Source organism: Acinetobacter seifertii (assembly GCF_000368065.1).
GTDB classification, from domain to species: domain Bacteria; phylum Pseudomonadota; class Gammaproteobacteria; order Pseudomonadales; family Moraxellaceae; genus Acinetobacter; species Acinetobacter seifertii.
On record NZ_KB851200.1, the window covers coordinates 2,177,839 to 2,204,072 of the forward strand.

Consider the following 26,234-nt stretch of genomic DNA (forward strand, 5'->3'; position numbering starts at 1 on the left):
CATCCGCAAAATTGTTTCGGTGACCTTTCATTACGACTCTTTCTTCCTTCGGATTAGGTTTTGTTAGCAGCCAAACCCTTGATGAAGTCTTTGACCGACGATTCTCTCATCACTCGAATCGTCGGTTTTTATTTTTTAATCAAATATAATAGTATTATTTAATTTGTCTTTTTAAATTTTCTCTGATCCAATCATTAGTGATTCTTTCTTGTTCTAGACGTTTATGGATATAAGCCTTACTTCTTAATTGATGAAATAATATTAATTCTTCGTCTGTTAAATATTTAGGTTCAAGAAAAACTGAATCAGGCTCATCCACCATTTTATCCTGAAATTGTAATAGAGTGGCTTCATTCATCATCAAAGGAATAACATCCGGAACTTTGTGTCGTACCATGCTCAGGATATTTAATCCTTCGGAATCAATATCACCCCAGTAATATACTTGTTTATTTTGTAGCCAAAGTGCATCTAGCCATTTAATATTTTTACCACCGCCACAGACAACAATCGTATTTTCGATCACAGGTAAAGCTAAACCTGACTGAACATTTTCAATCACAATAATATGTTGAGCAGGCAATTCAAATTGTATCAATACATCGGTAGAAAGCTGAAAAACTGGCAGTCCTCCCAATGACTGTTGCACCAGGGTACATAAAGGTTTGATCATCAGCCAGCCTTTCGGATGATCCAGGCAATTGAGCCAATTTAGTAATCCACCTGCTGCCTGTACTTCTCCATGGTATAAGACATCACAAATGGCTTCGACCAACAGCACATTTCTTTCTAAAAACTTGGTATCAACATGCTGCAAAGGTAATGCTCTTAAATAATTTCCTGCCCCCATATTTGCTTTAAGCTGAGAGATCAACTGGATCAGCAATTGCCAGTCTGCCTCACGATATTGTTCAAGCAGTTCCAAATATTCAATTAATGTACAGAACAAAGCATATTCCACTTGTGGCTGTACAAATGGCTGCAGTAACAAATAGGAAATTTTATCTGAAATTTTTTTAAATCGCTGTTGCTGTCCTAGCACATCCACCATGACCTCCAATGTAGGAATTATCAACTTAACAGGGACTTGTTGTGTTGCCAACTGTTTGAATTGACGTTGTTGCCATTCCACCAGATCAGGATAGACAAAATTTTTCCATGCCTTAAAAAATGTATGGAAATGATCCAGATTGCTCATTGCCTGCTGGCCTGTCGGGGCTTTGAGTGAAAGTACAATCGGGAATGGACGTTGATGACGCAAGCGTTGTTTTAAATGCCTTTGATGATCCCATTCTTTCTTGCGTAATTGGGCAATGGCATCATCAGGCAAAAGTCCCCATGCTGCTGTTCTAGCCATAAAGCTGAATTCCAAGTTGTTCAGCTTCTGCTGCTACTGTCTGTTTGTGTTGCTGCATCCGTTCATCAATCTCTTGCCATGTGACTTCACATAAATGACTTTCATGTTGATCAATATCACGCTCAGCAATTAATAATGATCGAGCTGATTCACGCGCCAGATTCAGGTTTTTATAAGGCGTAATTAGATTGACATGAATTTTGAGTGCCTTAAATACCTTTAGTACACGGCGGCTGACCGCTTCGGCAGTGTTGGAAAAGGCCTCATCTAAAAACACAGTACTATAAATTGGGGTGGTGTTTCAAAAAGTATGCTGACATTAAATGAAGCCATTATTGATGTAAAAAAAGGTTAAGTCGAAAGCTTTAAAATGGTTTTCAATCTTTTTTGAAAAATTACAACTCCTTCTAAAACCACGCCTAATTCGATGCCTTATTTTGCAATTATTACCTTCAATACCTACAGTAAAAAATTTACCAATACTTTGCTTGCAGTTTTTAAAAGCAGTTATGAAACTGTCCCAATGATCACTTGCAATTCGGGTGTAGTGAATACCTAATTGTTTAAGCTTTGTTTTCAATCGTTGAACTGTAGCTAAGTCTCTTTTACCCCAAACATAAGCAACAATCTCACCTGTTTCTCGATGGTAGGCGTAAATAAGCCATTGTTTATTATTTTTATTTCCCACAAAAGTCCAAAACTCATCAACTTCAAGAGACTCATAATGACTTTGTTTAGGCTGAATTTGGTAGGTCGATTCGGTTAAAGTACGTAAAACTTTACCGATACTGATTCGCTCAACTTCAGCGATATCTCGTATACCACTACCTCTGACCATCAACTGTAATATTTTTCGAGTAATGCCTGAATTACATCCTAGATAGCTCAGAGCATGGTCACCAATAAACTGACGTTTACAGTCTTTGCACTGATAGTTTTGTTTCCCATCTACTTTGATGCCATTTTTCTTTATACTGTCACTGAGGCAGGTTGGACATTTGATTTCTAGAGTTATTCGCATTTCTCTATTTTATCAAAATTCAACCTGCTTTGTTTCAGCATACTTTTTGAAACACCACCTAAATTGGATAATCATAGCCATCAGGTGTCAGTACATAAGCTAGACTTGCTGCGACAATCGTGCCTGCAAAGGATTCTTTTTCACCTCCCGATTTACCGCTGGAAGACTCAAGCACATCTCGTATTACCCCTGTTTGTGCATCCACTTCTTCTGCATGAAATGACATTTGATAACGAGGATCAAGCAAACGTAGACTTTCCTGATTATTGGCGGTTGCCGAGCTGCTGGCCTTGTCCAAAATCGCCATCAACTCCGCCAACTGTTTAAAACGACGTTCATATTCTTCACTATTTACACCAGACAGAACCTGTTTTAAACGTTGTTCGAAATCCTGTACATGTGGATATTTTTCTTTCTTATAGCCAAGTCTTAAATAGCTACCGAGCTTAAACTCCGTGCGTTGTAATACCTGATTAATCATGTCAATTCGGTCAATAATTTCTTCCCGATTGACATTCAATTTATCCTGAATCACACTTAAAGATTGGGTAGTATGTTTATGTAGACGTTGTTGAAATTGTTCAACCAAATTCGGCAAACCCTCCTGCTGTAACTCCTGTAAATAAGCGACATAGTCATCCAGCGCTACCAAACCTGTTGCCCATTCTCGTTGTAATGGGATATGTGTCCATTTATCTTTACTGCGGAATGACACCATAATACCATTGGCGGTATTGCTGATCGTCGTTTTTTGGTCATTTGTCTGCCCAATTAAACGCTCAAGTTTTCGTTCGATTTCTGCCTGCAACGCATCATCCAGTTGTTTGACTTCACCGATCCGTTGTTTCAATAACTGTCGCGCATCATCATTCATTACCTGCTCGGCTGCTTGTTGAGCTTTTTGCTGTTTTAACTGGATATCACCATGTTGCTGTTCTAATTGACCTCGGATTTTTTGCAACTCACCTTTTTGTAAGCGAATCTGTTTTAATTCATTTTTTGCCGCTTCCCAACGCTGGTGAGCCTGTTCAGCATCGGAATCTGTCTGTTGTAAACGCTGCAAATCCTGGTGCGTCTGCTGCTGGCGCTGTTGCCAATATGGTAAATTAATGGCATCCCATTGATAACGCTGCAACCTTTCCCATAAGCCTTTTTGCTGATTAATATTATTGAGTAACTGCCGAGCCTGTTCAATCTGTTGGTATTGCTGTTTAAGCTGTTGTTCTAACTGACTATATTCATGTTTGAGTAAGTTTAGACGAGAAGTATTAGAAAAACCCAGACACCATGCTTTACGCTCATCAATACGTTGTTGATCTTTTTTCTCGAAGCGCCCTCTTTCCAAATGAATCAAGCCCTGTTGGGTCATGGAAAATGGTGTATGATCCAGTGTTTGGGTATCACTCACACAATTTAAATCGAAACGCTGTAAATGCTGTTTTAACCAGTCACGATAGGCGTGTTCTCGCCAAAGTAATTTACCCAGAAAACCATTGTCCTTAAAAGGGACATGCCCTAATTGCTCTGTATTGACCACTTGTAAACGCACATGGGTTTTATTATTACGAGCATTGACCCATTTAGTCACCATGGAATAGCGGTCCTGTGGCACAAGTAAAGTGGTTTTGAGTCCGCCTAGTGCTCGTTCAATGGCTCCCTGCCATGCTTTTTCGCAATCTTTAACATCAATCAACTCTCCAATAAACATCAGTTCATGTTCATCAAAAGATAGATGCTGTTTTAATTCATCACGTAAACGCAGTAAATGCACATCATGGATATTACTGTCAGGTCTGGCTTCTATTTCCTGAATATCTTCCTGAATATCCTTGAGTTGTTGCTGAGTTTGTGCGTATTTACCACTGACTTCGGCAAATTCATCTTGGCGTTGCTTGGTATTCTGTTCAATATTGACCAGTTTTTCAGTCGCTATCTCATGGTTTTCCAGCAAACGATGTTCAGTTAAATCATCAGAAAGCTGTAATTGTCGGGCATCATCCTGATACCGAGATGCCTCCAAGACCAAACTTTTGAGCTTATCGGCGATAAAGCCTAGCTCTTTACGCAAGTTTTCAATCTGGTTTCCCCCGAGTTGCAAATATTCTTCATGACAACGTTCTTGCCGTGTTTCTGCATCCTGTTCCTGCTGTTCAATCTGCTGAAACTGTTGATTGAGCTGTAGCAATTCCTGCTCAAGTTGCTGTAATTTCTCTGTCCATAATGCAGCAAACAATTCACCCAAATAAGCATTAATAGATTGTTTTTCCAGATGAAGCTGCGCCAAATGCTGTGTCAATTCGGCAATCTGTTCAGCACATTGTGGCAAACGTTGTAGATGTTCGACTTGTTCCCGAGTATCTACCAGATGCTTATAATTTGCCTCTAAATCAGCAAATTCATTGACAGCCGTCTGAGCAGTTTCCCTTAAATTGCTGGGTTCCAACACCAGTTCCCGAATCAGCTTGGTCAAATCATCAATTTTCTTTAACCCTAATGCCCGAGCAAGCAATGCAGGTGCATTCTGATTATCCATAAATAAATATTTACGATACATGTCCTGATAGCTTTTAAAATCATTATCAAAATAATGAATGCGTTGATCAGTTTTCGGATTAAAATGCTGTTTCAGTTGGCGAGTATTACCATCGGCAAAAATATCCAATACTTCAGTAAGCAACACATTGCGACTGGCAATCATATATAAACGATTGACATCACTGAGCGAATTTTTGCCCTGTCCAATCCAGAAGAGTCCAATCAGGGTAATCTGCGAACCATCCTCTGCGGTATACAAGGCTCGAAGTGCCGTAGTCACGGCTTTTTCCCGCTTGCTTTTGACTTTAGTACTTGAACCATCATGCTCAGAGCCGTAACTGCCTCGCATATAAGTCACAAGTGAACGATCAGAACTGTCGCCCTGTGCTGCTGCCACGTTAAAACTGGCTTTGTTGGCAGGTTGTAATAACGCCATCAACCCATCAATAAAAGTGGATTTTCCTGCTCCATTATCCCCTGTAATTAATGTTCCCTCAGGATCAATACGAGCCGTGTGCAAATTGTGAAATGACCCCCAGTTAAACACTGAAATTTCTGCCAAACGAATTTGTCCCTGAGCAAATAAGGTATCCAAAGTCATCTCTTGCATTATACTTTTCCTTTATTTTGTTCAGATTGATGCAGAGCTGTTTTATCCGCCAATTGCTTATATTCGCTTAATAAACTTTGTAGAAATTCGGCATTGACCACATAACGGATAATCGGTGTAATTTCATAACGCCCCTCTTCACCACGTATCACACTAAGTATTTTCTTTTCACTAAATTTATCCAAAGTACCGCTTAATTTTTTAATATCTTTACTTTCATGATTGGTAATCGGAATAAAAGGAATTAAACTTCCCTGAATCCGCTCCAGATCAATAATAATTTTTTGCTCACCTGCGGTTTCTCGTTCCTGATAATATTTACGTAAAATTAGCAGAACCAAGGTATCATACAAAGTCAAAGTACGTTTACGAATCAGTGTGGGAAAATCATCTGATAATGGACTATTATCATTTTCATTACCAATGCCTTCCACATTAATAATATAGGCAACGCCCTGTCTGGCATCTAAAATCAGTTGAATATACACTTCTGCAAGATGTTGACGAATCGCTGTTTCATAACGACATAACACATCAAAAAGTTTCAGGTTTTCGGCTGCTAAAATTGTTCCCTGCCGCATCAAATAGACCAAAACCCGTCTGGCCTCATGCGACATACTAGACAGTTCATCGCTTGCCTGAGGATCATTTTCTAGCTCTTGATCCACTTCACCCCCTGTAAACTCATCTTTGACTTCCGCGATGCACTGCGATTGAATATCATGGTTTTCATCAGATGATGGGCGACGTACTCTGTCAAAAAAACTGCTTTTTTGTGGTTGCATCTCTCTACACTCTTATAATGTCAGTTCATCTAAATTTTCAGGAAATAATTCAGCACTTAAATAATAGGTCGGGATACTGGCTTGCAGATTCACGCCATGCTGGTCCCTAAACTGAATCTGCTCATTTTGTTCTGTCAATTGAGGCGCTTTAATGGCTTTGGCAATACGCAAATACGCCACTAACTCCTCTAGACCTGCCTGTAATGGATATTCTTGAGTTAAATCGGCAATACTCATCACACCTTTTTTTAGCAAAGTATTGTGTATTTTTTCAGCAACCACCCGAACCTGTACACTGTCCAAATATTGCAGCATCTGAGCACTTGGTTCTTTACGATTTTGCTGCTGCTGTACGCCTCGTGTATCCATATGCTCATTAGGACTTTTCAATGCAAAATTCTCTGGTGAGCTAACTTGAACCGAACCTACGGCTAAATACATCTGTGTTTCAGTCTTTAAATCAAATTGCTGTTCCAGTGTTAAATTCACCGCCTGCTTTTCCAATTGAGACAGTAAGCAATCAATCATACGATTTTCCAGTGCGGCACCGCTTTCAATATATGCCCGAAGGCCCTCTTCTGTTCTACAACGTACCTGAAAGACCCGACTACTTTCCCGTGCCAATTCACGCATAAGTTGCCCTAAATATTTCTTTTGTGCTTCACTGAGCTGTTGTGCCACAGGATGATTGAGAATACTGCGTAGCTGTTCCCGAAATTCAGTGGAACGATCCTGATCCTGCAATAATTGACAAAAACCATCAAAAGCACTGCCCGCATCGCTCTTGGCAAGTAGTTGTTCTTTTTGCATCAATGCAAGTAACACCTCACCTCGTGAAGCATTGCCCCCAATCATCTCAACCCTTAACTCTTTGTCTAACTGACGAATTTCATCTTCAACTCGTCTAAAATCACCTGTTAAAATAGAAGCAAGATGATAAATCTCCCGAATTCGTTCTCGTTGCTCCGTTTCATTGAGCTGCGTAACTACCCCCGCATGTAGATCATCAATTTCCTGTTGAATCTGTGCTTTCTTTTGTTCTAACAAGGCCACCCGATCATCAATATTGTCACTGATAGCCACTACAAAATCCCGAACAGCATCCTGTACAATTCTTAAATGTGACGCAGTGGTACTGCTATGCCGTTCATCCAGATTGCGACAAAAACGTAATACTGTTTCACTGGTATCGGTCTTGCTGAGTAAGTCATCCATTTCACGTAACCAACCAGCCTTAATCCAACTATTTAAATAGTAGGCTGCATTATTTTCAGTTTGCCACAGTCCTTGTTCACGACTATATTTGATAAATTCATCAAGTAGGTTTCTGGCATGTCCATACAGAACTTCGGCTTTTTCCGCAAATAGATCTGCAATAAATGCTAGAATGAGTGGTGCATTTTCCGCCCTTAATAATTTCCAGACTGAACTTTCATGATATAAACGGCGGTAAGTTGCCTGTACTCCCTGAATATTCATATATTTTCATTAGTTATAAATATAATGTTTTATAATAATTAAATTTTTAATAAACCTATACTAGAGCAATTAGAGTAAGCGACATAAAATGTCGTATTCTTTATATGATGATAAAGTTTTTTTATATAAAATTTAAATTAAACCAAATACATAGATATGCTTAATCTTAAGTATATTCTAGGATACAATTTATTAAAGGAATAAAATACAAAGCTAAACATGAACAACATTGCCTATTTTGAAATCCAGTCTTCAAGCCCTGCTCGCGACGCGCAGTTTTATCAAGCTGTGTTCGGCTGGCAATTTAAATTAGATCCAAACTTACCGATTGAATACTACCGTATCGAAACCCCTTCAATTATGGGCGGCCTTTTAAAACGTCCCGCTCAAACACCTCCAATGGAATATGGCACCAATGCATTTACCTGTTCAGTTCATGTGGAAAACTTCGATGAAGTGGCTGCAAAAATTTTAGCGCAAGGCGGTATTGTCGCAATGGATAAATTCGCCATTCCCGGTCGCGCTTGGCATGGCTATTTTGTCGATTTAGATCACAACGTTTTTGGCATTTTTCAAGCCGATGAAAATGCAGCTTAAAGAGCTTGTTTAACAACTCTATTTATTTTTAATGTATAACCACCGCTTTTTTATCGGTGGCTATTTCATATTAATTATTCGGCAAAGCTAAAAGTGGCTTCACATGTAATTGGGAAATTTACCGAATTGGCGATCATACATTCATGATGTGCTTCTTCATGCAGTTTTGCAGCAAGCTCTTGGTCAGCACCTTTTTCCAAAACAATCTCTGGTCTTAAAATAATTTGGGTAAAGTGACCGCGTTTAACGGGATCTGCATCGTCCATAAAACCAAGTGCTTTATCGACATAACTCAGTACGTGAATATGGTTGACCGCACATAAGTGTAAATACCAAAGTTTATGGCAGGCTGAAGCTGAAGCAACCAATAAATCTTCTGGGTTCCATCTGGTCATATCACCTAAATAGGCTGGGTCTGATGAACCTTGAATCGTGGTTTTCTGAGGATGTTGAATACTAAAGTCTCGTTTATATGAACGATAAGATGAAGTACCTGTGCCCGTATTGCCTTCCCACTGTATTTTTACTTCATATTTATGAATAGTCATTTTGTTCTCAAAGTTCATGGTTTGACCTGATAGTAACAAAGCAGGGTTTAAAAAGAACAATTTAATTCAGGTTTTACGGCTGGCTTAAATAACGAGCACTTTAAAATGTCTTGATAAAATCTCCTGCCAATTTATGCTAACGTATCTGTGTTTATTTTGGCTTGATGTCTGTTTCTATGTCCGTACATTTTTTACATACTTCTGACTGGCATTTGGGGCAGTTTTTTTATAATCATTCACGCCACTACGAACACCAACAATTTTTAAGCTGGTTACTCACTCAAATTCAAGAAAAACAACCGCATGCCCTGCTCATTGCCGGCGATATTTTTGATGTCATTAACCCGGGCTCTCAAGCACAAAAACAACTCTACCAATTTTTAGCAGATGCACATCGCATTGCACCGCACATGCAAACGCTCATGATTGCGGGTAACCATGACTCAGGCTACCGTATTGAACAGGTCGAACCGCTTCTAGAAAAATACAATGCAAAAACCGTGGGCGTGGTTCGCTGGAATGAAGATAAAACCCTAGATCTCGATCGACTACTTTTGCCTATTTATAATCAAAATCAGGATATTGTGGCGTGGTGCCTTGCCCTGCCTTTTTTACGTTCAGCCGAAATTACGGGCTTTAACGAGCATACCACCAATAGCAAAAATGCGATTGCCTATTTGCACCAGCAACTCATTGCCGAAGCCAAATGTCGTAAGACACCAGACCAAGCGCTTATTTTGATGTCACATGCACACATGCAAGGTGGAGAAACATCTGACTCTGAACGCCCAATTATTATTGGTAATGAAGAGGCACTTTCAACGACATTATTTGAAGATGCTGTCGATTACGTGGCTTTAGGACACTTACATAAACCACAAAAAGTAGGTCAGCCTCACATTCGTTATAGTGGCTCACCCATTCCGCTTTCCTTTAGTGAAATTAACTATAAGCACCAAGTGGTTGACGTCAAAATTGACCCAACTCAAGAGACAAACAACCGTTTGCAATTTGACGCTGTCGAAATTCCGCGTTGCATACAATTGCACCGCATTCGTGGTGAATTAAATGAGGTCTTGCAACAACTCAAAGCATTGCCAAACGGCGTAATTGAGAATATTGACCACCGTGAATATGTCGATATTGAATATTATAGTTTAACGCCGCCGCAACCTAATTTACGTCAGCAGTTTGAAGCAGCCCTGCCGCCCGACCGCTACCGTTTAGTGCGTATTTCACGTCAATATGTGAATAAAGACGCGACCGATTCAAATACCACTCAGCAAATCGCCCTTGAACCACCTACACCCGAAAAACTCTTTCAAAATATTTGGGAAAAACAAGGTTACAGCGCAGATGATGCAGTCTTAAAAGATTTTCTGAGTCTGGTACAAGAAGCACAAAAAAATCTTGAAAATGATGCAACCCCCTAAGGATATGTCATGAAAATTTTATCCATTCGAATAAAAAATCTGGCATCTCTTTCTGATGAACACTTTATTGATTTTGAAAGCGCGCCTCTCGCCCATGCAGGTCTGATTGCAATTGTAGGGAAAACAGGCGCAGGTAAGTCGACCATTTTAGATGCGATGTGTCTGGCTTTGTTTAATCGGGTGCCTCGCTTGAAAGACAGTGATGGCAAATTAAAAGATGTCGATGGTTCAGAGTTACTCACTAACTCTCCTTTAACTGTCTTACGCCGTGGTACAGGACATGGTTTTGCTGAGCTTTGCTTTATTGCACAAGATCAAAAACGCTATTTGGCGCGCTGGGAAATTAAACGTGCGCGTGAAAACCCAAATGGTAAATTACAAAGTGTACAGCGTCACTTAAAATGCCTAACCGATGGTGTGGTGCTTGCCGATAAAGCCAAAGCGGTTGATGAAAAAGTTAAACAAATTACCCAACTTTCATTTGAACAGTTTACTCGTGCCGTATTACTCGCGCAGTCCGAAGTCACTGCATTTTTAAAAGCACGAGACAGCGAACGTGGTGAATTACTTGAGTACCTAACCAACTCCAGTATTTTTGCTAAAATTGGTGAACTGGCTTTTCGTAAAACAGCAGATATTGCAAAACAGCGTAAACAGCTGGAAGAGTTTTTAGGTCACATTGAAATTTTGTCTGATGAAGAAATTGCTGCATTTACCGCACAATACCAGCAAGCTGAACAAAACTATCAACAGTTAGAACAACAAAAACATGTCTTAGACAAACAGCAACAATGGTTTGAACGCAAAGCAAAACTTGAGCAAGAAGTTCAAGCTAAACAGCAACAGTTTCAAACTCAACAAAATCATCATCAACAAATGGCTGGTGAACGTGAGCAATTAAAACGACTCGAAGTTTTCTCTGAAATACGCCCACAAGTTTTTCAGCAATCTCAAAATTTACAAACCCTACAACAACTTGAGCCGCAAATTCAGCAAGCTCAAACCAAGTTTAATGAGTTAGTGCAAATTTTTGAAACAGGACAAAAACAATATCAACTTGCAGAACAACAGCTCAAACAAACGCTGGATTTTGAGCAACAGCATCAACAGGCTTTAAATCAAGTTCGACAGTCCATTCAAGAACGTGCTTTTATTGCCGATGAATATAAAAAGTGCAAAGAAAAAAGACATACTCTTGAACAAAAACTGAGTCCACTACACCAACAGCAAAATACTGTGCAACAGCATATTACACAGCTTGAGCAAAACCAAATTCATCTACAGCAGCAGCTTACTCAGACTCAGCAATATGCTGTATTAGACAAAGGCCTTTCAGCACATCTACATCAGCTCGGGCAATTTATTCAAAATTACGAAGCGATTGAACAGCAGCTCGGCAACCCTACCCTTGCTCGCCAAAAGCTATCGGAAGCTAAAAGTGAACTTGAACAACTCACAGCTTTACTAGGCACAGTTGAACAAATTGAGTTAAAGCTTGAACAACAACGTAAAGATAAAGATCAGAAACTTGCTCAAGTCACGCAGTTAGATCTGATACAACAGAAAATAAAAATTTATCATGAGCTCTATGCTGAGCTTGAGCAATTCACTGAAAAACAAACTCAAGCCTCTACGCAAGAAGAGCAACTTAAAACCGTTTGCCAGTTAGCTGAACAAGACTACCAAACAGCAAAAACTGAACGTGAAAAGTTACAGCACGTTTTACAACAGCAGCGTTTATTACACACAGAAAATATCGAAAAGTTACGGGCCGATCTTAAAGACGGCGAAGCTTGCTTAGTGTGTGGAAGCACACAGCATCCCTATCGTGTTGATGACAGTGCAGTCTCTAAAGCTTTATTCGACTTGCAACAACAACAAGAGCAACAGGCAGTAGCGTTAGAGCAAACTAAATTTAATACATGGCAAACCCAACAACAAACACTGACCCAGTGTAGTGCCGAGCTTGAACAAGTTCAGAAGTACTTAACTCAACTTACAGCCAAACAATCAAGCTTGCAGCAAGAGCTTGAGCAAGCATTTAACCTCAATCAATTACACATTGAGCTTAATCAAGCTCCTGAACAAATCTTGCAAACGCTTAATGAACTCAGACAAGCCGCGCAAACTACTATCAATTCATTTGACTCAGAAAACGTACGTTTAACCCAAGCCATTAAACAACATAATCAGCTCGTTCAAACGATTCAACGTAATGAAAGTTTGCTTAATACGGCGCAGCAATGGCAACAACAAGTTCAGCATATTGTTGATTGTTTATCGGAAGCTGAACAACACGCATGGCAGCAGTCGAGTAGCCAAACGGCTAAGCAGACTTGGACTATTCTTGATGCACGCGCCAAGCAACTTGAACAACAAGAACAGCTTGCACAGCGTTTTGAACAACAGCAACAAGACCTTAAAATGTTAGTTGCCAATCTTGAGCAATTAACCAAGCAAATTGATGAGATCGATCAAAATCTCAAAGAGATTACACTTAAAGGTCAACAAAATAATGAAAAAGCGGTGTCACTCATTCAACAAATGACAGGCCATGGTGATATTAAACCGCACGAATGGTTAATTGAGCACGACGCTAAACGTCAGCAGCAACAAACGACGTATCATGAAGCTAAACAACGCTTCGAACAAACTAGACAGCACTTTGAGCAGCAAAAACAAGCTCTCGATCAACTTAAACATCAACATCAACACACTGCGGGGCATCAGCAGCAGGTTGATGAGCAAATTCAAAACTGGTTAAAAGCCCACACTGATTTTCAAGCATCTGATCTTACGGCGCTCATGCAGATTAATTCAACCCAAGAGCAAGACATTCGTAACCGCCTTAATCATGCCGAGCGTCTATTAAGTGAAGCTTCTTCTGCCCTAAAAACCATGCAAGAGCAACTAAGCGAGCACTTACAAACTCAGCCAGATATTGAATATGAAAAGCTTGTTAGCCTCATTCAAGACAATATTGCAGAGCTTAAAGCCCAACTTGAAGTACGTGATCGGCTTAAGCTTAAGCTTGAAGTCCATCAGCAAAACCTTGCAAAACAGCAACAATACGCCGAGCAAATTCAAAATATTCAGCAAGAAGAACATCGCTGGAGCAAAATTTCAGGCTTGATCGGTGATGCCAAAGGTAAAGAGTTCCGCGACTACGCTCAGCAATATCACCTAGATATTTTAGTTGAACATGCCAACCAGCAACTGTCCATGCTCTCTCAACGCTATACACTTAAACGTCTAGATCAGTCTTTAAGCCTTGCGATTATTGATCACGACATGGATGGGGAAACTCGCTCAGTTGCCTCTTTATCTGGTGGTGAGTCATTCTTAACTGCACTGGCCTTATCATTGGCGATCGCCAATATGGCATCGGGTTCAATGAAAATTGAATCACTGTTTATTGATGAAGGTTTTGGTACTTTGGATGCCTCATCTTTGCACATGGTCATGAATGCTTTAGACCAATTACAAAATCAGGGTCGTCAGGTCATTCTCATTTCACACATTCAAGAAATGCATGAACGTATTCCAGTACAAATACAAGTGAAACCACTAGGTGCTGGTGCGAGCACCATTGAAGTCGTAGGTTAATTTAATCTAGGTATTTATCTTAAATTTGATTGAATCTTATATAACAAAGGGGCGTATTATTTACGCCCCTTTCTTTCTTGTATGGTCTTGCACTAATTTTTTATTTTTAAAACATCAAAAAATTAATTAACGCAGAGCACGACAACTGCAAAACCAATACAGTACAAACCGAACAAATGCCAACGGCCATGTTCTAACCATGAAGACAACCATTTTAGCGCTAAAAGACCAGCACCAAAGCTAAAGCACATACCCAACAAGCTTGGAACCATCGAATGGAACACTTGTCCATGAGCTACAGTTTGTAAGCCTTGAGCGTGAACTAAACGATATAATTCTTTTAAAATTACTGCTGGTGTTAATACCACAGCCAACGCAAAACTGAACTCTTCAGCCTTTTGGCGAGATACACCTAAAAATAGCCCTGTAGAAATGGTTGCACCAGAACGTGAAAAGCCACGGAAAGGTAAACATAACGCCTGCACTGCCCCAATAATAGAAGCACTACGCAAACTAATTTCACCTTGCTGGCCGCGATCTAAACGCGAAGATAAAATAATCAGAACACCTGCCGAAATCAGCGCAGCCCCCATGAGTTTAGAGTTACTAAACAAGTGCTCAATTTCGAAACTACTCGCGCCGCCGAAGAACACATGTTTAATCATAGATTGGAGCGCTAAACCAAGCACGCCTGTAATGAGCGTTGCCAAAATAATATAGAAGGCTTGTTTTTTAAAACTTTCCCAAGAAGAAAAATAGGTCTTACGCCAAGATTTCCAAAAGTAAACGATCACTGCAAACATTGTACCTGTATGCAACATCACAAGTAAGAATGTCATGTCAGGTGCAGATGGATCATACCCCATTAACTTTTCAGCTAAAATAACGTGTGCGGAACTAGAAACCGGCAATAATTCAGCAAAGCCCTGAATAATTGCCAGAATGAAAACATGCAACAAATCCATACATTACACACTCAAATATAAAATATTTGGGTTATAAGCGAGGAAAATTAAATTTAAATTAATTGATTACAGTTCCACCACAAAATATTTAGCTAAACCGTAAAAGTTATTTTTTCTCAATCGCATCACGCTTACCAAACAATGCCGTTCCTACACGAACCATGGTTGAACCTGCTGCAATTGCGGCATCTAAATCGCCCGACATTCCCATGCTTAATGTATCCCAGTCTTGCGCATGAGCATGTTGCTCTTTCACCTCATCAAATAGCTTTTTAGCATCTGCAAAAGCAGCGGTATTGTTCGGTGCCGGAATGACCATTAAGCCACGTAATTTGATTTTTGGTAATTGGCTAATTTGAGCAACCAATTCAGCAACTTCTTCTGGTGCACAGCCATCTTTACTGTCTTGCCCATCAATATTCACTTGCAAACAAATATTAAGTGCAGTTTGCTCATCACCACGCTGGTTAGACAAACGCTCCGCAATAATCAAACGATCTACACCATGCACCCAATCAAACTTTTCAGCCAAATGCTTAGTTTTGTTGCGTTGAACATGACCAATAAAATGCCATTCAATATCTAAGTCATGCAGAGCTTCAATTTTATCTAAAGCTTCTTGTAAATAGTTTTCGCCGAATGCCCTTTGCCCTGCTGCATACATTTCACGCAATCTTTCACTTGGATGTGTTTTTGATACGGCTAAAAGTTGCACAGTTTCAGGCGCACGCTGAGCATGCTCACAAGCAGTTTTAATTTGCTGTAATACGTGCTGCCGCGCATCTTGCAGGTAATTCATTGACAAGGTTCTCATTTTCAAAAAACTTTTTTGCTTTTCACCTAAAGTGAGGTGTTGGTAAGCCTCAGTGAAAGCCGTATATTATTCTACAAAATAATGACATATTTTGATTTACTTGGGGAAATTATGGATATTACAGAGCTACTCGCCTTCTCTGTGAAAAATGGCGCTTCCGATTTGCATTTATCTGCTGGCATGCCACCAATGATTCGTGTCGATGGTGAAGTTCGCCGTATTAACTTACCAGCCTTAGAACATAAAGATGTCCACCGCCTTGTGTACGACATCATGAACGATAAACAGCGCCGTGACTATGAAGAAAAACTCGAAACAGACTTTTCTTTTGAAGTACCAAATGTTGCACGTTTCCGTGTGAACGCATTTAACCAAAATCGTGGTGCTGGCGCAGTATTTCGTACCATTCCATCTAAAGTACTGACCATGGAAGATTTAGGCTTAGGTCAAATCTTTAAAGATATTTGCGACTATCCTCGCGGGATTGTACTGGTGACAGGGCCAACAGGTTCGGGTAAATCAACCACGCTTGCGGCAATGATGGACTATATTAATGAAAATCGTTATGACCATATTTTAACGGTTGAAGACCCCATCGAATTTGTACACCAGTCAAAAAAATGCCTCATTAACCAGCGTGAAGTCCATCGTGATACACATGGCTTTAATGAAGCACTTCGCTCAGCACTGCGTGAAGACCCTGATATTATTTTGGTCGGTGAGATGCGTGACCTTGAAACGATTCGTTTGGCCCTTACAGCTGCCGAAACAGGTCACTTAGTATTTGGTACGCTTCATACCACATCTGCCGCTAAAACCATTGACCGTGTGATTGACGTATTCCCTGCCGAAGAAAAAGACATGGTACGTGCCATGCTGTCTGAATCTTTGCAAGCCGTTATTTCGCAAACTCTGCTTAAAAAGAACGGCGGCGGTCGTGTGGCAGCACATGAAATCATGATTGGTATTCCTGCCATTCGTAACTTAATCCGTGAAAACAAAGTCGCACAAATGTATTCAGCTATTCAAACTGGTGCTAACTATGGCATGACAACGCTTGACCAAAGCTTAAAAGCTTTAGTATCACGTGGTGTAATTAGCCCACAAACTGCACGTACTGCGGCAAAACAACCTGAATCATTCCTATAAAAATAACAAAATAGCGAGAATACAATTATGGATTTTAATGACTTGCTCAACCTGATGGTTGAAAAAAAATCATCGGATCTTTTTATTACAGATGGCGTTGCACCATCTATGAAAATTAATGGCCAAATTGTTCCCATTTCAAAGAATAGCCTTTCTGGCGAAGTGATTGGACAGCTCTTACATTCGATTATGAGTGAGAAGCAGCGTAAAGAATTTGCGGATACTCGTGAATGTAACTTTGCCATTATGAATCGTGACAAAACGGCACGTTTTCGTGTGAGTGCTTTTCAGCAACGCGATATGCCAGGCATGGTTCTACGTCGAATTGAAACTAAAATTCCTTCGATTGATGACTTACAGTTACCCTCTGTGCTTAAAGATTTATCAATGACCAAACGCGGCATTATTATTTTTGTAGGCGCAACAGGTACTGGTAAATCGACTTCGTTGGCTTCAATGATCAGCCATCGTAACCATAACTCTAAAGGTCATATCATTACTATTGAAGACCCGATTGAGTTTATTCACGAACATGCGGGCTGTATTATTACTCAGCGTGAGGTCGGTATTGATACTGACTCGTTCGAAATTGCTTTGAAAAATACTTTACGACAAGCACCCGATGTCATCTTAATTGGTGAGATCCGCTCTCGTGAAGTAATGGACTACGCGATTGGCTTTGCTGAAACAGGTCACCTTGTATTAGCCACAATGCACGCCAACAACGCTAACCAAGCACTCGACCGTATTATTCACTTCTTTGAAAGTGACCGTCATAGCCAGCTCTACATGGACTTATCACTTAATTTAAAAGCTATGATTGCACAGCAGCTTATTCCAACGCCAGATGGAAATTCACGCCGTGCGGCGATTGAGATTTTAATTAACTCACCATTAATTTCAGACTACATCCGTAAAGGTGAAATTCATGAAATTAAGGATTTAATGAAACGCTCACGTGAACTCGGTATGCAAACCTTTGATCAGGCTTTATTTGACTTATATAAAACAGGTCAAATTACTTATAAAGATGCGCTTAAACATGCCGACTCACCAAACGATTTACGTTTGACGATTAAGCTTGCAAATGAAGGTCCAGATCAAATTGCAGAAGAAAAACAGCATTTGACTTTTGACCGCCAGTAATTTCTTCATAAAAAAAGGAAGGTTAAACGTAACCTTCCTTTTTTATTTGTTTTCTTTATGTGAAAACGATTATTTCTTGCGCAATGCATCCTGACATTCAGGTTCATTACAGTAACCATAAAGATTTAATGAGTGACCTGTTAAGGTAAACCCATGTTGGTCTGCTACAGCATGCTGTTCTTTCTCGATAACATCATTAGTAAATTCAATAACTTTGTTACAGTTTTGGCAAACTAAGTGATCGTGGTGATCTTCTTGCATAATTTCGAAAACAGAATGGTTATTTTCAAAATGATGACGTTGAATAATGCCCGCAGCTTCAAATTGTGTTAACACACGGTAAACTGTCGCAAGGCCGACATCTTCCCCTTGCTCTAACAAAGTCTTGTAAATATCTTCAGCGCTAAGATGATGTTGTTTTGAATTTTCTAATAATTCCAAAATCTTAATTCGTGGAAGGGTAACTTTAAGTCCAGCTTTGCGCAAATCTTGATTGGAAATAGGCATGAAAAAAGGTCTCTCAACAAATCTCAAGTTGGAATAGGCAATAGAATTTAGATGAAGTATGATCTATCCTTTGATCAAATGCATCATAATTTATTGGGATAGTGTAGCAAAATGCAAAAACTCGTGCTGACGTTATTCGTCACTTCACTCCTAGCTGGTTGTTCAATCTTTGGTGTATATAAGGTTGATATTCCTCAAGGGACTCCATTGACTAAAGCTCAAGCCTCTCAAGTACAAGTCGGCATGAATTTCCAGCAAGTGCGCTTTTTGCTTGGTAGCCCAACAGTGACTGATCCTCTCAATCCACAACGTTGGGACTATATCTACAACTATATCCCGGGAACATATGCTAAAAAAGCGAAAATCCCCGCAGCACATGGTCAGCATTTAAAAATTTACTTTGATAGTACTGGAACTGTAACTAAAATTGAAGGTTTAGAGACTATTCCAGAATCGCAACCAGGTTTACCAGCTTCGAAAGAAGCGATTTTAACTGCCCCGCCACTATAATCGTTTTTTCTAATAAAAAGAAACCCCTCAAGTGAAAAAACTTGAGGGGTTTTGCTCATTGAGCTGATTGCTTAAAGCGATTACTTTTAATGTAGCGACCTACAGGGTTCTTCGCAGCACGATTACGGCGGATGTCTTTTGGATTAATTGTTAAAGGTCTATAAACCTCAACTCGATCACCCGCATTTAATGCTGTATCCGCTTCTACTTTCATTCCAAAAACACCGAGCTGAAGAGGTTCTTGCAATTCAACTTGATTTAACAAGCCACTAGCTTGTACTGCCTGCAAAGCACTCATGCCCTCTACAAATGGAATAGAAATGAGAAACTGTTGTTCTGGTGCGGCAAAAGCCACCCAAACTTGCTGAGTACGTTCCATTAAATACTTTGTCCAATTACGGCAACCATTGCCAGAACAATTGAAAGTGGCAAAACAATTCGTACAGCAATACGCCATAAATTATAGAAAAGCTCGTTGCTGAAATTCATTGATTTACGCAAATGGCTAATTTTCATAATCCAGCCAGCAAAAATGGCATAGATCAAACTAATGAGTAAGCCCCAAAGCATAAGAATTAGCGTAAATAAGTGATGAAGTTCAGGCACTGCCCAAACTGCAATTGCAACAACAATAATTACCCACTGTAAAACAATCATGAGCTGACGCTGAGCTAATTGTTCTCGAGCCAATTGCACAAATAGCGCAGATGTCATCACACCTGTAAATATCCACGTCAAAACAGGTAATTGAGCTTGAAGCGAAAAGAAGCCAAAAGCAATTACAGCAATGAGCTGGGCCAACCAAATTGGCAGCACAGTTTTAGTTGCACCTTCTTCTGCTTTAACTGTACCCACTGTATTTTGCCAGTAAAGTCCTAAACCCAAACCGCTCGCTACAAGAGCAAGTACAGTTGCATTACCCCACTCTTTGAACTCAACATTGGTCCAATGCCAAGGTTGTAAAGTCGTTCCCATCATGTTTGCCAACACAATAGAAGCAATTACTCCAACAGTCATTAATAAAATAAGAATTTGACGTGGAATAAAAGATAGTACTAAGGCAGCAACCGCAAGGCCTGCAAAAATAATTTGCCCAGAAATACTTGGAGCAAATTGTGCAACTAATATATTGCTTGCAGTGCTCAAAACATTACCAGCTAAGAAAGGAATAAAAACAACAGCAAGCCAGCCAACCACACGCCATTTAGATGAACTATCTGCTTCACGAGTTAGACTCGATAGCGCATTTAAAGCGGTCGTTTTAGATCGTTTTGCTAAAGCAATTTCCAAATAACAAACTGGTAATGCCAATAACAACATTGTACCAAACCACAATAACCAGAAATCGAGCTGACGATCAATCTGGATGCCCATAGTTGGGGCCAAAGTAGCCATGATGACAAAAGATAAGCAAAACGCCATAAGAGGCGGTAACCAACGTGACATAGGTATGTCCTGCATTATGCATTCCTTGAAAAAGTCTATAGATATTTTGCCCGTCTCATGCATGAAAATCAAAGTTTGCGCCATAAAAAAAGCAAACCACCGAAACGATAGTTTGCCGCGCTAACGATAATTTAGAGTTTTTCTAGTTAAAGTTATGAGAAAAAACGAGCGAACCAGTTTTTTCCTTTCTTCTTTTCCTTTTCTCTAATGATTCCCATCATATTTTCTTTTACTGCTCCTACATAATCGGCATCATCATGTTGAATATGATTAATGAGCCATTTAGCCAAAATTTCTTGTAATTCGGCTTCAATGGTATGACCCATTTCAAAACGTTCACGATATAGCTCAATTTTTTTAATAAATAAGTCATGTACACGTTTATGAGGTACTCTATATTTATAATCGGCTTCTTCTTGTAAACTTTCTTCAAAAGTAAAATGAGACTGCGTATAATCGATAATATTATCTAAAACATCTTTAATACGACGTCTATCTTCATCATCTTTTACATCATCAATCTGATTAATATAATCAAGTATTCGTTTATGTTGCTCATCAATAACTTCAATACCGGTATTATATTCTAAAGCCCATTTCATTTTCATACACCACCCCCAATGATGTTCAATGACTGTTGCATAAGTCGCATTTTATAGTTAAAGGGGATAAATAAAAACAAACCTATTTTGTCGGCTTTATATAATAAAAATGAATTAAAACCCAAAGCATTGATTTACATAAAATTAATTAATATTAACCAACTAAAACGATAAAGTATTTTTTAATCAAAATACTTTATCACTAAGTAAATAAAAATATATGTTTTTAAAAGAATTATATTTATTTTAGTTAAAATTAATATTGATCTGCTCGGGTAATACGTTTAAGTTCCGGATTTTTCTCTTCACGTATTAATCTTTCAACATGTGTTATTGCTTTTTTTATAGGCATTCCATTTTGGAATAAAATCATTTCCCCCGGTTGATAAGCTGTCCAGTTTTCATTATGGGTTAAAGGCTCAGTGGTAATGACTGCCACTCGGTCTTCTGGAGTAGTTACTTGACTAAAATCAACTTCAACATCTAAATCAATTAAATGTGCATTGTTAAATGGATATTCTCGGACTAACCAATGCAATTTAGTAATTGCATAACTAAATAAAGCTTTACCATTAGATAAACAGAAATTAAAGGTGCCATATTCTGCAATTTGCGGAGAAATCTTTTCTAATACTTCAAATATTTGCTCAAGACTTGGCTCTTCATAACCAAATACTTCTACCAGTTGATCTAATAAATAACAAAATGCTCTTTCACTATCTGTATTACCTACAGGTGTAAAACGTCCACTCAAAGGTGGATCAAAATCATGTAAATCGCCATTATGAGCAAAAATCCAATGACGTCCCCATAATTCCCGAATAAATGGATGTGAGTTTTCCAGTGTAATTTTACCTTGGGTCGCCTTACGAATATGCGCAATCACATTGCGTGATTTGATGGGATAATTACGAATAAGGTCGGCAATTGGCGATTCAACAGCAGACTGGTTATCTACAAATAAACGGCATGCCTTGTCTTCAAAAAAAGCGATACCAAAGCCATCACTATGGTCAGAGGTAATTCCTGCGCGCTGTGAAAAACCACGGAAAGAAAAAGTGATATCCGTTGGTGTTGCACAATTCATTCCTAATAGCTGGCACATATTGTTCTAAACTTTTCGCTTCATTACCCCATACGCACTATTGTGCATGAGAGTAAAATAGCTTGTAAATCCCAATATGCGCTCGCTATTACAAAATATAAGATATCTTTATCGTTGAGCCATTTTGTTCATTACAAATGAAGTGGCAATTTTATTCACTTCTAAGAATACAAAGTAATCCAGACAATTAAATTTATCATCGAAAAAAGCTTCTTTAGACAGTTTAGATTGCATGCTTAAATACATTTGGAACAGTTTCGGCATGCGCTCATCTTGAGGAAAACTAAACTCTGGATATTCAGGTTCATAAATCTTTTTAGAACGAATATCGATAGTTTTAGCATCTGGTAATTGCTGAATCTGGCGGTGCGTATAGTACGCTCTAGCCAAATTATCCTGAAGGTGAATACTCACACAGCCCATCAAGTATTTAGCACGCATTGACCACAACACTTTAGGTGCAAGGTTCATCCAAAGCGTAGAAAGTGCCTTACCATTACGAAAGCGCGGATGCACACAGGTACGCCCTATTTCCAATACGTTTGGCAAGTGTGATAACTGAGGAACAATATCAAACTCATGGGCACTATAGCTTTGTCCAATTTCATGGCCTTGGAAGAGTTTAAGTCGTGTATAAGCCACAATCTCTCCCGTCCATTTCTCACGTAATACTGCATGCTCACAACTAAAATCGTAAATATCTTGATCTAAATTATCTTCAAAATGAATGCCAAATTGTTTACTAAACTGTTGTGCACGGAACCGTTGTACATCTTGTAATTCTTTTAAATTATCAACCCATTCAAAGCGAAATTGTGTTTGATTAGTAGTCTTATGGCGATTTAGAGGTAAAGTCCAGGTTTGGCGATATTGATTAAATTTTTCCAGCATAATGAACGCTCCTAGTGACACCCCTTACACTAGTCAAAGCTCATGACAAAAAAATGACCAAAATTAAATGACATAAAAAAAGACCACTTAGCGTGATCTTTTCATAAAAATACTCACTTTAGTGAGAAGCATTTGTACGATTAGAAATAAGCGTACCCACACCGTGATCTGTAAAAATCTCAAGTAATGTCGCGTGTGGTACACGACCATCTACAATATGAGCACTGACAACACCGCCTTTGACTGCATCAAGCGCACAACCGACTTTAGGAATCATTCCACCATAAATCACGCCGGTTTCAATTAAACGGTCAACTTCTTGGGTGCTTAAACCTGTTAACAGATTTTTGTTTTCATCAAGCACGCCAGTAATATTAGTCAGCAGAATTAATTTTTCCGCACCTAATGCCTCAGCAACTTTACCAGCAACTAAGTCAGCATTAATGTTGTAGGTATTGCCTTTTTCATCAACACCTAATGGTGCAATAACAGGAATAAAATCACTTTGAGTAAACATCTCTAATACATCTGTTTTTACCCCAGTAACTTCACCGACCATACCTAAGTCAATATGTCTGATCGAACCGTCTTCTTCTTGTTTTTCCATTAATAATTTACGGGCACGTAATAGGTTGCCATCTTGACCAGTTAAACCAATCGCACGTCCACCATGCTTATTAATTAAATTAACAATCGATTTATTTACGCTACCGCCCAATACCATTTCGACCACTTCCATAGTGGCTTCATCGGTCACACGCATACCGTCAATACGATCAGACTCACGACCTAATTGTTTTAGGAAAGAGTCAACTTGTGGGCCACCACCATGCACAACAATCGGGTTTAAACCCACTGTTTTAAGTAAAACGATATCTCGGGCAAATGAACTTTCTAACTCTGGATCAGTCATCGCATTACCACCGTATTTCACCACCAGCGTCTTACCGGAAAAACGTTGAATATATGGCAAAGCTTCAATTAAGATTTTTGCTTTGTCGACGCCAAGGTGCTGATGTTGTGGCATTGCGCCTCTCCTTACTTAGGCTTCAGAAAGTTCTTGTGCAATTTGCGGGTAACGCTCTTGCAACATATCAATAAATTTTTGCTGGATTTCCTTTAAACGTAAAGGACTATCAGCATCAAATCTTACGGTAAAATACTCACCTGTATTTGATGCTCGAATAATGCCAAAACCATCCTCAAAATCAAGACGTACACCATCAATTTTACTAATATGTGCGCCTAGACGATGGCTCAAAATTTCAATGTCTTGTAGTACATGTTTAGGGTCTGAATGGTGAGTACTGATGTAAGTATCCTCGGTACAGCATCTCTCAGGATAAATAGAAAATAACTCAGAAATAGTTTTTGCTTTAGATTTGGTAAAATATTCCATTACACGCAGTGCAGCATATATTCCATCGTCATATCCAAAACCACGACCATCATTAAACACATAATGACCCGCGTATTCACCACCAAAAATGGCTTGCCCTTTAGACTTGGATAAATATGAACGAAGGAAGCTACTTCCAGTACGAATCATTTTCGGTTTACCGCGTAGTTGCTCTACAGTTCTTTGAACCATAAGCGAACATTTCACATCAAATACAATTTCTTTATCTGGTTGCTGTTCTAGGCACATTTGTGCAAAGAGTGATAAAAGACGATCCGCTGTCAGAATATTTGCTTTTTCATCGAGTAATACGACACGATCGCCATCACCATCAAGCGCAATACCAATATCTGCATCTTGCTCAATAATCGTTTTACGCAGTTCTTTTAAATGCGCAGCATGTGAAGGGTCTGGCGCATGGTCAGGAAACTCGCCATTTGGGGTAGTACGTAAAGCAAGGACTTCACATCCCATTTTTTCAAGTACCAGTTTCGCACAATGTCCTGCCGAACCATGTAAACCATCTAATACGATTTTTAATGGGCGTCTGAGTTGAATATCGTTAAAAAGAGCCTGTTGGTATTTTTTGCAAAATTCTGATTTAAATTGAGGAGTCGATAATTCTAATAATGATATTGGATGAACAGGAACATAAGTTTGCGCAAACTCACCGACTTGCTGAATCATTTCTGGGGATGGGGGTTCCCCTTTTAATATCCATTTAATACCATTATCTGATTTAGGATTATGGCTAGCGGTTACCATAATACCATTGCCGCCAAACTCACGTGCAATGTAATACATCATCGGGGTCGAGCAACAACCAATGTTTGTCACTGTTAAACCCTGCTCTATTAACATCTCTTCAATTAAATGAGCGTAAGATGGACTTGTGAGACGGGCATCATAGCCAATTACTAATTGAGTTTGTGCTGCTTGTTTATATTGTTGTGCCAATCCATAGGCAATTGAACGGACGACGTCTGTAGTTAAATAAGAAAGTTTGCCTCTGATATCGTAAGCACGGAAAATATTTTTTGGAAATGAGTGTCTTACATTCATAACGTATCTTCTATTTAAAGATCAATCTGATCTATCGCAAAAACATAGAGTATTCAAAATTTGAAAGGGTATTTGCTAAAAAAGTTAAAAGAGTATGAGTAAAGCGTTTTGTAATATAATTCATTGTAACATTCAAGACATAAAAAGAAACACCTGTAAAACAGGCGTTTCTTTCAATAATTTTTTATAAGCTAATTATTGTTTACCCGTGTGACCAAAGCCGCCCGCACCGCGTAAAGTTTCTTCAAATTCCTCTACTTGTTCAAACTCAGCCTGAACCACCGGAACTAAAACATACTGTGCTAAACGCTCACCCGGTTCTAAACGGAAAGTCGTTTGACCACGGTTCCAAACTGAAACCATCAATTCACCTTGATAATCCGAGTCAATTAATCCAACCAAGTTACCAAGAACAATACCGTGTTTATGACCTAAACCTGAACGCGGTAAAATTAAACCAGCAAAATTCACATCATGAATATAAATTGCCATACCTGTTTTAACCAATACAGTTTGGCCTGGTTCAATTTGAATTGCTTCATCTAAACAGGCACGTAAATCTAGACCTGCTGATCCTGCTGTTGCATATGAAGGTAAAGGCCATTCTTTACCTAAACGCGGATCGAGCAATTTAACTTGAACTTTCATGGGATTTCCTAAAAAATTA

At 39.2% G+C, this 26,234-nt stretch carries 23 protein-coding genes and 1 pseudogene; 6 read left to right on the top strand and 18 right to left on the bottom strand.

Annotated features, from left to right (window positions below; genetic code table 11):
* Positions 1 to 154: 154 nt before the first annotated feature.
* The 6 genes and pseudogenes from F985_RS17720 to F985_RS17745 all read right to left on the bottom strand — a co-directional run bounded on the left by F985_RS17720 (position 155) and on the right by F985_RS17745 (position 7,787).
* Positions 155 to 1,357, bottom strand: coding sequence for a Wadjet anti-phage system protein JetD domain-containing protein (locus tag F985_RS17720; RefSeq protein WP_004703270.1), 1,203 nt, complete (start codon positions 1,355 to 1,357; stop codon positions 155 to 157).
* Positions 1,350 to 1,649, bottom strand: a pseudogene (locus F985_RS17725) (hypothetical protein); the annotation flags it as partial. The gene F985_RS17720 and the pseudogene F985_RS17725, both read right to left, overlap by 8 nt.
* A gap of 27 nt (positions 1,650 to 1,676) precedes the next feature.
* Complete coding sequence (locus F985_RS17730) at positions 1,677 to 2,378, bottom strand: IS1-like element ISPa14 family transposase (RefSeq protein ID WP_001223318.1); 702 nt, start codon at positions 2,376 to 2,378, stop codon at positions 1,677 to 1,679.
* A gap of 58 nt (positions 2,379 to 2,436) precedes the next feature.
* Complete coding sequence (locus tag F985_RS17735; RefSeq protein WP_004703274.1) at positions 2,437 to 5,523, bottom strand: ATP-binding protein; 3,087 nt, start codon at positions 5,521 to 5,523, stop codon at positions 2,437 to 2,439.
* A complete protein-coding gene (locus tag F985_RS17740) occupies positions 5,523 to 6,308 on the bottom strand; it encodes a DUF4194 domain-containing protein (protein WP_004703275.1) in 786 nt (261 codons plus the stop codon). Before F985_RS17740 ends, F985_RS17735 begins: the two co-directional genes overlap by 1 nt.
* 12 nt (positions 6,309 to 6,320) lie before the next feature.
* Entirely contained in the window at positions 6,321 to 7,787 is a 1,467-nt protein-coding gene (locus F985_RS17745) for a DUF3375 domain-containing protein (protein ID WP_004703276.1), read from the bottom strand.
* A gap of 219 nt (positions 7,788 to 8,006) precedes the next feature.
* Between F985_RS17745 and F985_RS17750 the strand changes: the two genes are divergently transcribed.
* On the top strand, positions 8,007 to 8,384 hold the full coding sequence (locus tag F985_RS17750) for a VOC family protein (protein WP_004703277.1): 378 nt from the start codon (positions 8,007 to 8,009) through the stop codon (positions 8,382 to 8,384).
* 74 nt (positions 8,385 to 8,458) lie between these two features.
* Here the strand turns inward: F985_RS17750 and F985_RS17755 are convergent, their stop codons facing one another.
* A complete protein-coding gene (locus F985_RS17755; protein WP_025469187.1) occupies positions 8,459 to 8,932 on the bottom strand; it encodes an OsmC family protein in 474 nt (157 codons plus the stop codon).
* A 164-nt stretch (positions 8,933 to 9,096) separates the two neighbouring features.
* On the opposite strand from F985_RS17755, the gene F985_RS17760 reads away from it, so the two are divergent.
* Positions 9,097 to 10,365: an exonuclease SbcCD subunit D gene (locus F985_RS17760; RefSeq protein WP_004703279.1), complete on the top strand. Its 1,269-nt coding sequence runs from the start codon at positions 9,097 to 9,099 to the stop codon at positions 10,363 to 10,365.
* A gap of 9 nt (positions 10,366 to 10,374) precedes the next feature.
* Complete coding sequence (locus F985_RS17765) at positions 10,375 to 13,971, top strand: AAA family ATPase (RefSeq protein WP_004703280.1); 3,597 nt, start codon at positions 10,375 to 10,377, stop codon at positions 13,969 to 13,971.
* A gap of 122 nt (positions 13,972 to 14,093) precedes the next feature.
* Here F985_RS17765 and F985_RS17770 read toward each other — a convergent pair whose 3' ends face one another.
* Positions 14,094 to 14,936, bottom strand: coding sequence for an undecaprenyl-diphosphate phosphatase (locus F985_RS17770; RefSeq protein WP_004703281.1), 843 nt, complete (start codon positions 14,934 to 14,936; stop codon positions 14,094 to 14,096).
* Between the two features lie 106 nt (positions 14,937 to 15,042).
* Positions 15,043 to 15,735 (bottom strand): YggS family pyridoxal phosphate-dependent enzyme, encoded by a 693-nt coding sequence (locus tag F985_RS17775; protein ID WP_004703282.1) that lies wholly within the window; start codon positions 15,733 to 15,735, stop codon positions 15,043 to 15,045.
* Between the two features lie 126 nt (positions 15,736 to 15,861).
* On the opposite strand from F985_RS17775, the gene F985_RS17780 reads away from it, so the two are divergent.
* Together F985_RS17780 and F985_RS17785 are read left to right on the top strand one after the other, a co-directional pair.
* On the top strand, positions 15,862 to 16,899 hold the full coding sequence (locus tag F985_RS17780) for a type IV pilus twitching motility protein PilT (RefSeq protein WP_025469189.1): 1,038 nt from the start codon (positions 15,862 to 15,864) through the stop codon (positions 16,897 to 16,899).
* Positions 16,900 to 16,926: 27 nt separating this feature from the next.
* Entirely contained in the window at positions 16,927 to 18,045 is a 1,119-nt protein-coding gene (locus F985_RS17785) for a PilT/PilU family type 4a pilus ATPase (protein ID WP_004703285.1), read from the top strand.
* Between the two features lie 69 nt (positions 18,046 to 18,114).
* Here F985_RS17785 and fur read toward each other — a convergent pair whose 3' ends face one another.
* A complete protein-coding gene (gene fur, locus F985_RS17790) occupies positions 18,115 to 18,552 on the bottom strand; it encodes a ferric iron uptake transcriptional regulator (RefSeq protein WP_004703287.1) in 438 nt (145 codons plus the stop codon).
* A 111-nt stretch (positions 18,553 to 18,663) separates the two neighbouring features.
* Here fur and F985_RS17795 point away from each other — a divergent pair, with 111 nt between their 5' ends.
* On the top strand, positions 18,664 to 19,062 hold the full coding sequence (locus F985_RS17795) for an outer membrane protein assembly factor BamE (protein WP_004703289.1): 399 nt from the start codon (positions 18,664 to 18,666) through the stop codon (positions 19,060 to 19,062).
* 55 nt (positions 19,063 to 19,117) lie between these two features.
* On the opposite strand, the gene F985_RS17800 is transcribed toward F985_RS17795, so the two are convergent.
* The 8 genes from F985_RS17800 to dut form a co-directional block, all read right to left on the bottom strand.
* The gene (locus F985_RS17800; RefSeq protein ID WP_004703291.1) at positions 19,118 to 19,441 is read right to left on the bottom strand and encodes an RnfH family protein; all 324 of its coding nucleotides are present in this window, start codon (positions 19,439 to 19,441) and stop codon (positions 19,118 to 19,120) included.
* A complete protein-coding gene (locus F985_RS17805; protein ID WP_004703293.1) occupies positions 19,441 to 20,508 on the bottom strand; it encodes an SLC5/6 family protein in 1,068 nt (355 codons plus the stop codon). The genes F985_RS17800 and F985_RS17805 overlap by 1 nt, the downstream gene beginning before the upstream one ends.
* A gap of 152 nt (positions 20,509 to 20,660) precedes the next feature.
* The gene (locus tag F985_RS17810; RefSeq protein ID WP_004703295.1) at positions 20,661 to 21,116 is read right to left on the bottom strand and encodes a bacteriohemerythrin; all 456 of its coding nucleotides are present in this window, start codon (positions 21,114 to 21,116) and stop codon (positions 20,661 to 20,663) included.
* A gap of 250 nt (positions 21,117 to 21,366) precedes the next feature.
* Positions 21,367 to 22,215, bottom strand: a complete 849-nt coding sequence (locus F985_RS17815) for a class II glutamine amidotransferase (protein WP_019456827.1) — start codon at positions 22,213 to 22,215, stop codon at positions 21,367 to 21,369.
* Between the two features lie 108 nt (positions 22,216 to 22,323).
* Positions 22,324 to 23,106, bottom strand: coding sequence for a GNAT family N-acetyltransferase (locus F985_RS17820; RefSeq protein ID WP_004703299.1), 783 nt, complete (start codon positions 23,104 to 23,106; stop codon positions 22,324 to 22,326).
* Between the two features lie 118 nt (positions 23,107 to 23,224).
* Positions 23,225 to 24,133 carry an acetylglutamate kinase gene (gene argB, locus F985_RS17825; RefSeq protein WP_004703301.1) on the bottom strand — a complete coding sequence of 303 codons (909 nt, stop codon included), beginning with the start codon at positions 24,131 to 24,133 and terminating at the stop codon, positions 23,225 to 23,227.
* Positions 24,134 to 24,148: 15 nt separating this feature from the next.
* Positions 24,149 to 25,567 carry a phosphomannomutase/phosphoglucomutase gene (locus F985_RS17830; RefSeq protein WP_004703303.1) on the bottom strand — a complete coding sequence of 473 codons (1,419 nt, stop codon included), beginning with the start codon at positions 25,565 to 25,567 and terminating at the stop codon, positions 24,149 to 24,151.
* Positions 25,568 to 25,762: 195 nt separating this feature from the next.
* Positions 25,763 to 26,215, bottom strand: coding sequence for a dUTP diphosphatase (dut, locus tag F985_RS17835; RefSeq protein WP_004703306.1), 453 nt, complete (start codon positions 26,213 to 26,215; stop codon positions 25,763 to 25,765).
* Positions 26,216 to 26,234: the final 19 nt, after the last annotated feature.

Coding starts and splice junctions, on each gene's coding strand:
- F985_RS17815 (WP_019456827.1), bottom strand. CDS start 22,215: ATGTGCCAGCTATTAGGAATGAATTGTGCAACACCAACGGATATCACT.
- argB (WP_004703301.1), bottom strand. CDS start 24,133: ATGCCACAACATCAGCACCTTGGCGTCGACAAAGCAAAAATCTTAATT.
- F985_RS17805 (WP_004703293.1), bottom strand. CDS start 20,508: ATGTCACGTTGGTTACCGCCTCTTATGGCGTTTTGCTTATCTTTTGTC.
- F985_RS17760 (WP_004703279.1), top strand. CDS start 9,097: ATGTCTGTTTCTATGTCCGTACATTTTTTACATACTTCTGACTGGCAT.
- F985_RS17770 (WP_004703281.1), bottom strand. CDS start 14,936: ATGGATTTGTTGCATGTTTTCATTCTGGCAATTATTCAGGGCTTTGCT.
- F985_RS17795 (WP_004703289.1), top strand. CDS start 18,664: ATGCAAAAACTCGTGCTGACGTTATTCGTCACTTCACTCCTAGCTGGT.
- F985_RS17830 (WP_004703303.1), bottom strand. CDS start 25,567: ATGAATGTAAGACACTCATTTCCAAAAAATATTTTCCGTGCTTACGAT.
- F985_RS17730 (WP_001223318.1), bottom strand. CDS start 2,378: ATGCGAATAACTCTAGAAATCAAATGTCCAACCTGCCTCAGTGACAGT.
- dut (WP_004703306.1), bottom strand. CDS start 26,215: ATGAAAGTTCAAGTTAAATTGCTCGATCCGCGTTTAGGTAAAGAATGG.
- F985_RS17820 (WP_004703299.1), bottom strand. CDS start 23,106: ATGCTGGAAAAATTTAATCAATATCGCCAAACCTGGACTTTACCTCTA.
- F985_RS17720 (WP_004703270.1), bottom strand. CDS start 1,357: ATGGCTAGAACAGCAGCATGGGGACTTTTGCCTGATGATGCCATTGCC.
- F985_RS17765 (WP_004703280.1), top strand. CDS start 10,375: ATGAAAATTTTATCCATTCGAATAAAAAATCTGGCATCTCTTTCTGAT.
- F985_RS17755 (WP_025469187.1), bottom strand. CDS start 8,932: ATGACTATTCATAAATATGAAGTAAAAATACAGTGGGAAGGCAATACG.
- fur (WP_004703287.1), bottom strand. CDS start 18,552: ATGCCTATTTCCAATCAAGATTTGCGCAAAGCTGGACTTAAAGTTACC.
- F985_RS17735 (WP_004703274.1), bottom strand. CDS start 5,523: ATGCAAGAGATGACTTTGGATACCTTATTTGCTCAGGGACAAATTCGT.
- F985_RS17780 (WP_025469189.1), top strand. CDS start 15,862: ATGGATATTACAGAGCTACTCGCCTTCTCTGTGAAAAATGGCGCTTCC.
- F985_RS17800 (WP_004703291.1), bottom strand. CDS start 19,441: ATGGAACGTACTCAGCAAGTTTGGGTGGCTTTTGCCGCACCAGAACAA.
- F985_RS17785 (WP_004703285.1), top strand. CDS start 16,927: ATGGATTTTAATGACTTGCTCAACCTGATGGTTGAAAAAAAATCATCG.
- F985_RS17810 (WP_004703295.1), bottom strand. CDS start 21,116: ATGAAAATGAAATGGGCTTTAGAATATAATACCGGTATTGAAGTTATT.
- F985_RS17750 (WP_004703277.1), top strand. CDS start 8,007: ATGAACAACATTGCCTATTTTGAAATCCAGTCTTCAAGCCCTGCTCGC.
- F985_RS17745 (WP_004703276.1), bottom strand. CDS start 7,787: ATGAATATTCAGGGAGTACAGGCAACTTACCGCCGTTTATATCATGAA.
- F985_RS17775 (WP_004703282.1), bottom strand. CDS start 15,735: ATGAATTACCTGCAAGATGCGCGGCAGCACGTATTACAGCAAATTAAA.
- F985_RS17740 (WP_004703275.1), bottom strand. CDS start 6,308: ATGCAACCACAAAAAAGCAGTTTTTTTGACAGAGTACGTCGCCCATCA.